General features: G+C 60.5%; 10 protein-coding genes and 1 tRNA gene. 5 read left to right on the forward strand and 6 right to left on the reverse strand.

Annotated features, from left to right (window positions below; all coding sequences use genetic code 11):
• Window positions 1-64 precede the first annotated feature (64 nt).
• From CKV89_RS02910 to CKV89_RS02920, 3 genes are read left to right on the forward strand one after another with little or no spacing between them, the layout of a single operon-like run.
• Window positions 65-760 (forward strand): lysophospholipid acyltransferase family protein, encoded by a 696-nt coding sequence (locus CKV89_RS02910; RefSeq protein ID WP_028327526.1) that lies wholly within the window; start codon window positions 65-67, stop codon window positions 758-760.
• A 42-nt stretch (window positions 761-802) separates the two neighbouring features.
• Window positions 803-1,402 (forward strand): recombination mediator RecR, encoded by a 600-nt coding sequence (gene recR / locus CKV89_RS02915; RefSeq protein ID WP_028327527.1) that lies wholly within the window; start codon window positions 803-805, stop codon window positions 1,400-1,402.
• Window positions 1,395-2,006 carry a DUF5063 domain-containing protein gene (locus CKV89_RS02920; protein WP_051277629.1) on the forward strand — a complete coding sequence of 204 codons (612 nt, stop codon included), beginning with the start codon at window positions 1,395-1,397 and terminating at the stop codon, window positions 2,004-2,006. Before recR ends, CKV89_RS02920 begins: the two co-directional genes overlap by 8 nt.
• 55 nt (window positions 2,007-2,061) lie before the next feature.
• Here CKV89_RS02920 and CKV89_RS02925 read toward each other — a convergent pair whose 3' ends face one another.
• Both CKV89_RS02925 and CKV89_RS02930 read right to left on the reverse strand, forming a co-directional pair.
• On the reverse strand, window positions 2,062-3,399 hold the full coding sequence (locus CKV89_RS02925) for a hypothetical protein (protein WP_028327529.1): 1,338 nt from the start codon (window positions 3,397-3,399) through the stop codon (window positions 2,062-2,064).
• The gene (locus CKV89_RS02930) at window positions 3,396-4,391 is read right to left on the reverse strand and encodes an ATP-binding cassette domain-containing protein (protein ID WP_051277630.1); all 996 of its coding nucleotides are present in this window, start codon (window positions 4,389-4,391) and stop codon (window positions 3,396-3,398) included. The genes CKV89_RS02925 and CKV89_RS02930 overlap by 4 nt, the downstream gene beginning before the upstream one ends.
• Before the next feature lie 211 nt (window positions 4,392-4,602).
• On the opposite strand from CKV89_RS02930, the gene CKV89_RS02935 reads away from it, so the two are divergent.
• Entirely contained in the window at window positions 4,603-5,874 is a 1,272-nt protein-coding gene (locus tag CKV89_RS02935; RefSeq protein WP_028327530.1) for an aspartate kinase, read from the forward strand.
• A gap of 72 nt (window positions 5,875-5,946) precedes the next feature.
• Here CKV89_RS02935 and CKV89_RS02940 read toward each other — a convergent pair whose 3' ends face one another.
• On the reverse strand, window positions 5,947-7,857 hold the full coding sequence (locus tag CKV89_RS02940) for a potassium transporter Kup (RefSeq protein ID WP_051277631.1): 1,911 nt from the start codon (window positions 7,855-7,857) through the stop codon (window positions 5,947-5,949).
• A gap of 127 nt (window positions 7,858-7,984) precedes the next feature.
• On the opposite strand from CKV89_RS02940, the gene CKV89_RS02945 reads away from it, so the two are divergent.
• On the forward strand, window positions 7,985-9,082 hold the full coding sequence (locus tag CKV89_RS02945; protein ID WP_034401330.1) for an ArsB/NhaD family transporter: 1,098 nt from the start codon (window positions 7,985-7,987) through the stop codon (window positions 9,080-9,082).
• Window positions 9,083-9,091: 9 nt separating this feature from the next.
• On the opposite strand, the gene CKV89_RS02950 is transcribed toward CKV89_RS02945, so the two are convergent.
• The 3 genes from CKV89_RS02950 to CKV89_RS02960 form a co-directional block, all read right to left on the reverse strand.
• Entirely contained in the window at window positions 9,092-9,613 is a 522-nt protein-coding gene (locus CKV89_RS02950) for a thermonuclease family protein (RefSeq protein ID WP_051277633.1), read from the reverse strand.
• A 126-nt stretch (window positions 9,614-9,739) separates the two neighbouring features.
• A tRNA-Pro gene (locus CKV89_RS02955) sits at window positions 9,740-9,816 on the reverse strand.
• Window positions 9,817-9,910: 94 nt separating this feature from the next.
• Window positions 9,911-10,843: a metallophosphoesterase gene (locus CKV89_RS02960; RefSeq protein WP_028327534.1), complete on the reverse strand. Its 933-nt coding sequence runs from the start codon at window positions 10,841-10,843 to the stop codon at window positions 9,911-9,913.
• Between the last annotated feature and the right edge of the window lie 12 nt (window positions 10,844-10,855).

Raw genomic sequence — 10,855 nt, forward strand, 5'->3', positions numbered from 1 at the left:
GGTTTGTGTACGCAGTCGTCTGGTGAAGTGCAAGTGAGAGTATGCGCTGTTAGTGAAGTTTTTGATGGAGGGGGGAAGTCAGGTGTGGTATGAGCTGGGGCGTAAGACGGTTGGGCCTGTGGGTCGTGCTCTTTTGCGGCCGACTGTGCTGGGTAAGGAAAATATTCCTTTGCGTGGTCCGGTGATTTTGGCGAGCAATCATTTGTCTTTTTTGGATAGTTTCATTATTCCGATGACAACTCCTCGTGAGATTGCTTTTTTAGCTAAGAAGGAGTACTACACAGGGTCGGGTATTTCCGGTTTTGTTAGCCGGACTTTCTTTACCAGTATTGGTGCGATCCCAGTTGATCGGGATGATCCGCGTGCGGCTCAGAAGTCGTTGGAGCTGCAGTTAGAGGTACTGGCACGCGGTGGTGCGGTGGGTATTTATCCGGAAGGGACGCGTTCGCGGGATGGGCGTTTGTATCGGGGTCGTACAGGGGTTGCTGAGTTGGTGATGAAGTCGGGAGCAGTGGTGGTGCCGACTGCTTTACAAGGTACGGAGAATTTGCAGCCGGTGGGGTCGCGCTTTGTGCGTCCTGCGAAGGTGTGTGTGCAGTACGGCAAGCCGATGAATTTTGTGGATAGGTTCGTTGGCGTGCCTAAGGGGGTGGTGCGTAGAAGTATTACGGACGAGATTATGGGGGCGATTCATGCGATGAGTGGCCAGGAGTTGGCGGGTGCGTACAACGAGCGGCCTGGGGTGGCATCTGCCAGGTGAGAGCTCTCGGAGTTAGGGGGTGTCGGGGGCTAGGCTGATGGTGTGTATGAAGGCGCGGTTCAGGATCTAATTGACGAGCTAGGGCGGTTGCCCGGGGTCGGCCCGAAGAGTGCTCAGCGGATCGCGTTTTTCCTGCTTAGCGCTGATGAGGCGGATGTGCAGCGGTTGGCTGAGGCGATGCTGCATGTGAAGGAGACCGTTCGGTTCTGTGAGGTCTGCGGCAATGTCGCGCAGGAGCAGAAGTGCCGGATCTGTGGGGATCCGCGGCGTGATGCCTCGAAGATTTGTGTGGTGGAGGAACCTAAGGACGTGATCGCGATTGAGCGCACGCGTGAGTTCCGGGGGCTGTATCACGTCTTGGGTGGGGCGATTAATCCAATGGAGGGCGTTGGTCCGGGGGACTTGTCTGTAGCGCAGTTGTTTTCGCGTCTTGCTGATGGGGTTGTTCAGGAGGTGATCATCGCGACTGATCCGAATTTGGAAGGGGAGGCTACGGCTACGTATTTGGCTCGGTCGATGGGGTCGATGGGTGTTTCGGTGTCACGTTTGGCTTCTGGCTTGCCAGTCGGGGGCGATCTTGAGTACGCGGACGAGATCACGCTCGGCCGCGCCTTCGAAGGGAGGCGGATGATTCATGTCTGAGTCGGTGCAAGGTGCTGGTAGTTCTGGTGGGCAGGTGCCTGATGATTTGGTGATTCTTGCCGAGGAGACGGCGTTAGAGGCGCGAACATTCTTGGCGGCTGCTCGTGGTGTGGCTGGTGGTGCTTCGCCGGAGACGGCAATTCCGCTGCTGTTACTTGCTGTGTCGCAGGTTTTGGTGACGGGTGCGCGGTTGGGCGCGATCATGGATGTTGTGCCGTTTGAGCGGTTTGAGCCTGATTTGGGCAGTCAGGAGGATGTTGATGACATCCGAGATGGGCTGGCGGCGTTGTTGCGGGGAATCGATGAGTATGTGGATGTGGTGGATCCACTGCTGCGTGGGGATGTAGTGAGTGGAAGTTTGAGTGGCGATATCGCCGATGTGGCCTCGGATTTGATGCATGGTTTGCGCCATCACGCTGAAGGGGCGGTATCGGAGGCGTTGTGGTGGTGGCAGTTCAGTTATTTGGCGACGTGGGGGGCGCGGGCGGCGAGTGCGTTACGGGTGTTGCAGTCGTTGCTGGCGCATATTCGGTTGGATGCCGATGAAGACACGATTGCGCAGGCACAGTTTGAGGCTTTGCATGCTGATGAGCAGCAGGATTGAGGTGTAGTTCGGCCCGGTTCCGCGTTGGCGGTGCCGGGCTTTTTGCTGCTGTGGGTTAGGTGTTGGTGGGGGCGTGGTGGATGGTGTGTTCGCCGTACGCGGCTGGGCCGGGGGTTTTGAGCCGTCGGGTGGTGTAGGCGGTGGTGGTGGCGCCTATGAGGGCCCAGATTGCCAGAGAGATGGGCCAGTGTGGTGTGAGTTTTTCTGCTTGTTGTGCGGTGGTGCGGCGTTGTTCAGTGATGGTTGCGCGGATTTTTTCAGTGGGGGTGGGGGGTGTGTTTTTTGTGTGTTCGGTGGGGCGGCTGGGCAGGGGGCATTCGTCGATGGTGGGTGGGGTGGGTGGTGTGGTGCGAGTGGTGCGGATTGCGGTGCGTAGGGCGGTGAGGGGCTCGAAGGCGAAGGTGTGGGGGATGCGGGGTGCGGCGTCGGCGAGGGTGATGAAGGGCTGGGGGAGTAGGAGCCACCAGATGTGGTCGGGGCGGTTGCGGTGTCGGGTGGCGTTGGTGACTGTGCAGGTGATGAATTGTTCGGGGTGGTGTCCGTTGGTGGTGTGCAGGGGGGTGCTGGTTGCGACGTGGGCGTTGGTGGCTTCGTTGGTCAGGGGTAGGAGTGCGGAGAAGAGGAGTACGGGGGTGAGTATGAGTGCGCCGGTGAGGGTGATGGCGGTGAAAGAGGCGAGGGCGCGGTGGGCGATGAGGGTGGCGGTTGCTGAGCCGAGGCAGGTGAGGGTCCATCCGGTGACGGCGAGGGTGAGCAGGGTTCCGGCGAGGTCGAGTGGGTTGGCGTTGCCTAGGAGGGTGCCGATAGCTAGGGCGGGGGTAGCGATGAGGAGTAGGAGTGTGTATTGGGTGGTGGTGGCGAGGGTGGTGCCCCAGGAGATGGTGCGGGGGGTGAATCCGGTGAGGCGGAACATGTCGAGTAGGCCGGTGGCGCGGGTGCGGGCTAGGGGGGTGACGCCAAGGATGGGGGCGAGGATGAGGGTGGTGATGAGGGTGGTTGTTGCGGTGATGCTGTGTAGGAGGGTGGGGGCGTTGGTTCCGGTGGTGGCGAGTGCGAGCAGGAGGAATCCGTAGATGAGTGCGGTCCAGGTGGCGGTGATGGTCCAGGTGAGGCGGGTGCGGGCGGTGGTGCGTAGTTCGAGTGCGGCGATGTGTGTGATGGCGGTGAGGGTGTGTCGCCGGGCTGGGGTGTTTAGGGGTGCGGGGATGGGGGTGCGGGGTAGGGCGTCGGTGAGGCGGGCGATGCCGCTGTGAGGGGTTCGGTTGTCGCTGCGAGTGGTAGCGGGTTTGGGGGTGTGTTGGGTTTTGCGTTGGGTTTTTTCGGCTTTGCGGCGGTCGGTGGTCCAGCGCCATTCGCGGGTGCGTTTGGTGCGTTTGGGTAGGCGGAGTTTCACGGGGTGGCCTCGTGGCCGTGGATGGTGGGGGTTTCGTTGAGTGAGGTGTGGGTGGTGTTACTGGGGCCGAATCCGTAGACGGGTACGCCTGATCGGGTGAGGGCGTTGAGTAGGGCGGTGGCTTCGCGTTCGTGGGTCATGGCGACGTCGACGGCGGCGCGGTGGGTGAGGCGGCCATCGGGGGTGGGGACGTCTTCGTAGTCGACTCCGTTGGCGTTGAGGGTGGTGCGGAGGATGTCGCCGTCGAGGCTGACGATGCGCCAGCGGTGGCCGTTGGTGGCTTGGAGTTCGTGTGATCCGGTGATGCGGCCGTGGTCGATGGTGACGCAGCGGTGTGCGATTTCGTCGAGGAGCCAGGAGTCGGGGGCGGTGGCAAGGATTGCTGTTCCGCGGTGGGCTTCGGCGCGTAGGTGGTCGGCGATGTGTGCGCGGTCGTCGCTGTCGAGTCCGGTGAGTGGTTCGTCCAGGAGGAGGACGGCGGGGTTGTGGATGGTGGCGCAGGCAAGCATGAGGAGGGTTTGGGTTGCCAGGGGCAGGGTGCTGGCGTGGGTGTCTGCGACGCGGGTGAGGTTCATCCGTTCGATGAGTTCGTTGGTGCGTAGGCGTCCGGTGCGTTCGGGTAGGCGGTGGCCGATGGTGAAGGTGCGTAGGAGTTCGCGGGGGGTGACTGGGCCGAGGTTGGTGCGGGTGGCTGGGAGCCAGCCGGTGTGTGCGCGGGCTTGTTGGGGTTGTGTGGTGGGGTCGATGCCTGCGATGCGGATGGTGCCGGAGGTGGGGCGCAGGATTCCTGCGGCTACGCGCATGAGGGTGGTTTTTCCGGATCCGGCTGGTCCGGTTAGTGCTGTGATGGTGCCGGGGAGAACGCCTAGGCGGGTGTGGTCGAGGATGGTGCGGTTTCGGTGGGTGAGCACGATGTTGGTGAGTTGTAGGCCGGGTTCGTCGGTGTTTCCGCTGGTGTGGGTGCGGGGTTCTTTCTCGGCGACGTTGTTCATGCGACCTTCTGAGGCGTGAGGGTCTCCCCTGACCGGGTTTGTGGTTCATGTGTTTATCGGCGGGGTGTTGTTGTGTGTGAGGGTTTTTGGTGGGTTTTTTGGATGGGGGTGGGTGGGGTTGGTTGGATGGTCAGGCGGTGGTGTGAATTGTGTGGAGCTTTAGACTTGGCGCGAATTGTCGCGTTGTCTGCGTTGGAGAGGCGTGTAGTCCATGAGTTTGGTGGTGCAGAAGTACGGCGGTTCGTCGGTGGCGGATGCTGAGAGTGTTAAGCGTGTTGCGCGGCGGATTGTGGAGACCAAGCGTGCAGGCAACGATGTGTGTGTTGTCGTCTCGGCGATGGGGGACACGACGGATGATTTGATGGATCTTGCGCAGGAGGTGACTCCGCTTCCTCCGGCGCGTGAGCTGGATATGTTGCTGACTGCGGGTGAGCGCATTTCGATGGCTGTGTTGGCGATGGCTATTGAGGCGTTAGGGCATTCGGCGCAGTCGTTTACGGGGTCGCAGGCTGGTGTGATCACGGATGAGGTGCACGGTCGGGCGAGCATTATTGATGTGACCCCTGGTCGGATTCAGTCGGCGTTGGCTGAGGGCCATATCGCGATTGTGGCTGGTTTCCAGGGGGTTTCGCAGACGACGAAGAACATCACGACGTTGGGTCGGGGTGGTTCGGATACGACGGCGGTGGCTTTGGCTGCGGCGTTGGGTGCGGATGTGTGTGAGATCTATTCGGATGTTGATGGTGTTTTCACGGCTGATCCGCGGATTGTGCCGAAGGCGCGTCGTCTCGAGCGTGTCTCCACGGAGGAGATGATGGAGATGGCGGCTTCTGGCGCGAAGATTCTCATGTTGCGTTGTGTGGAGTACGCGCGTCGTTTCAATGTTCCGATTCACGTTCGCTCGTCGTTCTCGCATAAGACGGGCACCATCATCACTGACGAGCCTCGAGGAGGAGACGCTGTGGAGGAGCCGTTGATTACTGGGGTGGCGCATGATCGTGGCCAGGCAAAGGTCACGATTACTGCGGTGCCGGATGTTCCTGGGAAGGCTGCGAGTATTTTCCAGGTGGTTTCGGAGGCGCAGGGCAACATCGACATGATCGTGCAGAACGTGTCTACGTCGAAAGCTGGTACGACGGATATTTCGTTCACGTTGCCGATGGCTGATGGTGACCGGACTGTTCAGGCTTTGGATCAGGTGCGTGAGCAGATCGGCTTTGAGAACATTTTTTACGATGACCAGATTGGTAAGTTGTCGCTGGTGGGTGAGGGTATGCGTTCTCACCCGGGTGTTTCGGCGACCTTGTTTGCTGCGTTGGCTTCGGCTGGGATCAACATTGAGATGATTTCGACTTCGGAGATCCGTGTTTCGGTGGTGACACGGGATGATCAGTTGGATGAGGCTGTGCGTGCTGTGCATTCAGCGTTTGGTCTCGATGATGAGCAGGTTCAGGCGGTTGTGTACGGCGGTACTGGTCGCTGATTTGGTAGTAGCTGTGTGAGGCAGCGGTGTCGCGATGGTTCGCGGCGCCGCTGCTTTGTTGTGTGGTGGGGGTTATAGGTACATGGATCCGCCAAGGATCGCGGTGCGGTGGGGTGGTAGGTGGAAGGCTTCAGCTCGGCTGCCTGCGTTGCGGTTGAGAAAGATGAACAGGCCTCGGCGGATGCGGGTGAGTTTGTTGCAGTTGTGGTCGGGGTGAATGTGCAGTACGGAGAGGAAGTAACGGGCTTCGTCGGCGTCGTAGGTGAAGTGGGGATCTTTGCCTGCGCTCCAGGCGAGGTTGTGGGGCACATCGCGGGAGTCGTTGAAGCCCAGGCGGATGCGTATGGTCACGATGCCGTCGTCTTCGGTGCCGATGTCGGTGACGGTGACGCGGTCGTTGTGGCGTACGTGAGGGATGTTGGTGGTTTCGACGGTGACGATGGCGATGTTTTCGTGAAGGACGTGGTTGAAGCGGAGGTTTTCTTTGAGGGCTAGGGGGACGGTTTCGAGGTTGTGGTGCAGGTAGATCGCTTGTCCTGGGACGCGGGGGATGCCTTTGTCGGAGATTTTTTCTAGCCAGGTCAGGAGGTTGGTTTCGAGGCTGGCTCTGCGCTTGTTGGCTAGGCGAGCGCCGCGCATCCACGTGGTCATGATGATGAGGATGATGGTGGCGATGACGATGGGTAGCCAGCCGCCGTGGATGATTTTGGTGAGGTTGGCGGTGAAGTAGAGCAGTTCCAGGCTGCCGATGAGTGTGGTGATGGGGGCGATGACCCAGGTGGGCCAGTTCCAGCAGTGGTGGGCGAGCATGGTGAATAGGACGGTGGTGAGGATGAGGGTTCCGGTGACGGCCAGGCCGTAGGCGTTGGCGAGGGCTGCGGAGCTGCGGAAGCTGAGGATGAGGATGGCTACGCCGATGGCCAGGGTGGTGTTGATGATGGGTACGTAGATTTGTCCGCCTTCTTCTCGGGAGGTGTGGCGGATGGCGAAGTGGGGGAGGAGGCCGAGGTTGAGGGCTTGTTGTGATACCGAGAAGGCTCCGGAGATGACGGCTTGGGATGCGATGACGGTGGCTGCGGTGGCGAGGATGACGACGGGGATGAGCAGTGGGGTGGGGACGAGGTGGAAGAAGGGGGAGTCGATGGCGGCGGGGTTAGTGAGGATGAGGGCGCATTGGCCGAGGTAGTTGAGTAGGAGGCAGGGAAAGACGATGAAGAACCAGGCTTTGCGGATTGGGGATGCGCCGAAGTGGCCCATGTCGGCGTAGAGGGCTTCGGCGCCGGTGATGGTGAGGACTGCTGCGCCGAGGGCGATAAAGGCGACGGCGGGGCGGTCGAGGGCGAAGTGGATTGCCCAGGTGGGGGAGAGGCCTTGTAGGACGGCTGGGTGGGTGAAGATGTGGGGTATTCCGAGGGCGGCGATGGTGAGGAACCAGAGCATCATGACTGGTCCGAAGGCTTTGCCGACGACGTGGGTCCCTTTGTGTTGTAGGGCGAAGAGGATGGTGAGGATGATCAGGGCCAGGGGGACCACGAGGGTTTCGGCGGTGGGGTCGATGACGGCGAGTCCTTCGACGGCGCTCATGACGGAGATGGCGGGTGTGATGAGGGAGTCGCCGTAGAAGAGTGCGGCGCCGAGTATGCCTAGCAGGGTGGCGGTGTAGATGTGTCGGGGTTTGCGGTAGATCCTGCGTAGGAGCGCGGTGAGGGTGAGGATGCCGCCCTCGCCGTTGTTGTCTGCGCGCATGACCAGTGCGATGTATTTGATGGACACCACGATGGTGATGGACCACACGACGAGGGAAAGCACTCCGTAGACGTCTTCGGTGGTGGCTGCGACGGCGTTGTGGTCTGTGGAGAAGACCGTTTGGAGGGCGTAGAGGGGGCTGGTGCCGATGTCGCCGAAGACGACGCCGAGAGCGCCCAGGAGAACGGCTACGCCGTGTTTGTGAGGCGTGGTGTGCTCGTTCTCTGTGGTGTTCACTGCTGCATGGTGTCACTGAGTGCGATTAGTTGCTGCTCATGTTGGGTGTGCTTGTGTGCAACGGTGCGCCTGTCGGGGGAGCGAGTCTGCGCGGGAAGGGTTTTTATCTGCGGCACGATTAACAATCGTGTTCACTGACACTGTTATTCCTGTTCTTGAGCGGGTTGCTCCGGTTGTCGCTTTCCTTGTGACGGTCACTGTTTTGGCAGATGTGGCTCAGCGAGTGGGTGTTTTTGATGTTGCTGCTCGCTGGATTGCGGGGTGGGGGCGGGGTCGCACGTTTCTTTTGTGGTGGTTGTTTTCTGTTTTTGCTGTCGTTACTACTGTTTTTCTTTCTCTTGATACGACGGCTGTGTTGTTGACGCCGGTGGCGCTTGCGCTGGCTAGGCAGGTGGGTGTGCCGGTGCGGCCGTTTGCGGTGACGACGTTGTGGATCGCGAATACGGGGTCGTTGTTGTTGCCGGTGTCGAATTTGACGAATCTTATGGCGGTGGATCGTTTTGCCCGGTGGGGGTTGGGGCATGGGGATTATGTGGCGTTGGCGTTATGGCCCGGGTGCGTGGCGATTGTGGTGACGTTGGTGTGTGTGGTCGTGATGTATCCGGCGCTGGTGTCGGGTAGGTATGGGGTGGTTCCTGCTGGTGAGGTGGGTGATCGGGTTTTGTTGCTGGTGGGTTTTGTGGTGTGTGGGGCAGTGGGGCCTGCGTTTGCGGTGGGGGTGGAGCCGTGGGTGGTCTCGTCGGTGGGAGTGGTGGTGTTGGTGGGGGCGGTGTTGGTGCGGGATGCGGGGTTGTTGCGTGGGGTGGGGGTGCCGTGGGGGATGGCGTTGGGGTTTGTGGTGTTGTCTGTGCTGGTTGGTTGGGTTGAGGGTGTGGGGGGTTTGGGTTGGTTGGGTGGGGTGTTGGGGTCTGCAGAGGGTGTGGGTGGGTTGTTACGGGTGGCTGGTGTGACGGCGTTGTTGGCGAATGTGGTGAACAATTTGCCTGCGTATTTGGCGGTGGAGGGGGTGGTTTCAGGTGATGCGGTGGGGTTGATGGCGGTGTTGGTGGGAGCGAATGTGGGGCCGTTGGTGACGCCGTGGGGGGCGTTGGCGACGTTGTTGTGGCTGCAGCGGTGTTCGGCTGCGGGAGTGAAGTGGAGTGTGTGGCGGTTGGGGGTTGCTGGGGTGGTGTGTGCGGGGTGCGCGGTTGTTGCAGCGACGGTGGTGTTGGGTGTGGTGGGGTGATGGGGGGGGTTATTTGGGGTGGTTGGGTGTGGTGGTGCAGGCGGCCCAGAGGCCGCGTTGTGCTTTTTGGGCTGCTTTTTGGGCTGCGGTGTAGGCGGGTTGGTAGCGGTATGGGGGTTTGGTGGTGGTGGCGTGGACGTATCCGTCGTTGATGAGGGTTTGGGCGACGTTGGTTCCGTCTGAGGTGAATATGTGTCGTAAGAGGTGGCCTTGGGGGTCGCGGTTGCTGTAGGTGGGGTCTGTCTCGAGGCGTACGGCGGTGGCTTCGATGAATCGGCGCATGCGGTTGGTGGCTTCTTGGGTGTAGCAGCCAGTGCCTGGGGGAGTGCTGATTCCGATGAGACGGATGTGTTCGGTGGTGCCGTCGAGGTCGACTTTGATGATGTTGCCGTCGGTGATGCCGGTGACGTGGGCGAGGTGGTCGGTTCCGGAGGCGGCGGAGGCGATGGGGTTGATTTTGCAGGCGCTGAGGAAGGCGAGGCTTAGGAGCGCGGTGGTAGCGCAGAGGAGATGTGTGTTGTTCGCCTTCACTCTTTAACTCCATCACATCGCGTGTGCGGGGTAACCGGTGTGGTTCGGGTGTGGTGGGGGTGGGATGGGTTGGGGGATAAGGATATTGAAAGGGCCCCTCACCTAGGTGAGGGGCCCTTTCAGAGTTGGTCGGGGTGACAGGATTTGAACCTGCGACCTCTTCGTCCCGAACGAAGCGCGCTACCAAGCTGCGCCACACCCCGAGGATGCTGTGGATTTAGTCCCAGCGACTCCCAACGTTAACGCACGTGGGTACTTTTCTCCCAATCGGTCTGCTTTGGCAGCGGATGGCGCTGTTCAGTGCTCTCGTGGGGTAAGAGTCAACAGTGATGCTTCCGGACGTGCCGCGATACGGATTGGGACGAACGGGGAGGTACCCAATCCGCCGGAGACATGAAGCCAGGCTGCTTCGGCTGGTGCGTGGGAAGAGTCGATTCCGTTCGCTCCTTCCCACCATCGCGACAATCCTTTAACTCGGCGCGCATCCAAGTCGCAGTTAGTGACGATGGCGCCGTAGCCCGGAATTGCTAGCTGCCCGCCATGGGTGTGACCAGCGAACATCAGGTCCACTCCCTCGGCGGTCATAGCTTCGAGCACACGCGTGTAGGGGGCGTGAAGTAGACCCAGTTTCAGATCTGGGGTCGGATGTTCTGGTGCTGCCGGAATCTGGTGGAACATGTCGTACTTCAGGTGGGGGTCATCGACACCGACCAGCGCGATTTCTATGCCTTTGACGGTGAGGTGGCCGCGGGCGTTCGATAGGTCACGCCACCCCATCTCACCTAGCCCTAGGACAAGTGCCTCCGTAGGTAGACGTTTGGAACTTGGTTTCGGCTCGGACTTCAACAGATATTTCATTGGATTGCGCGCAGCAGGGGCGAAATAGTCGTTCGACCCCAACACGAACGCACCAGGCAGGCGCAGTAATGGCTCGAGCAAATCCAACACCACAGGGACCGAGTCAGGGTGAGAGATGTGATCACCAGTGTCAATGACCAGGTCAGGTTCCAGGTCAACGAGACTGGCGATCCATTCCTGCTTGCGCAGCTGCCAAGGCATCATGTGGATGTCAGACAGATGGAGAACTCGGATCTGTGGTGCCCCAGGTGGAAGAACAGGCACCGTGAAACGACGGAGCGTGAAGTTGTTGCGTTCTACAAAAGCTCCGTAGGCGGCAGTTCCAACGGCTGCGGCCGCCAAAGCAGCGGCTCCTCGCATGAGTGTGTTCATCGTTAACCATCT

Origin of the sequence: Dermatophilus congolensis, assembly GCF_900187045.1 — a bacterium.
Taxonomy (GTDB): Bacteria; Actinomycetota; Actinomycetes; order Actinomycetales; family Dermatophilaceae; genus Dermatophilus; species Dermatophilus congolensis.

Coding starts and splice junctions, on each gene's coding strand:
- CKV89_RS02910 (WP_028327526.1), top strand. CDS start 65: ATGGAGGGGGGAAGTCAGGTGTGGTATGAGCTGGGGCGTAAGACGGTT.
- CKV89_RS02920 (WP_051277629.1), top strand. CDS start 1,395: ATGTCTGAGTCGGTGCAAGGTGCTGGTAGTTCTGGTGGGCAGGTGCCT.
- CKV89_RS02930 (WP_051277630.1), bottom strand. CDS start 4,391: ATGAACAACGTCGCCGAGAAAGAACCCCGCACCCACACCAGCGGAAAC.
- CKV89_RS02935 (WP_028327530.1), top strand. CDS start 4,603: ATGAGTTTGGTGGTGCAGAAGTACGGCGGTTCGTCGGTGGCGGATGCT.
- CKV89_RS02960 (WP_028327534.1), bottom strand. CDS start 10,843: ATGAACACACTCATGCGAGGAGCCGCTGCTTTGGCGGCCGCAGCCGTT.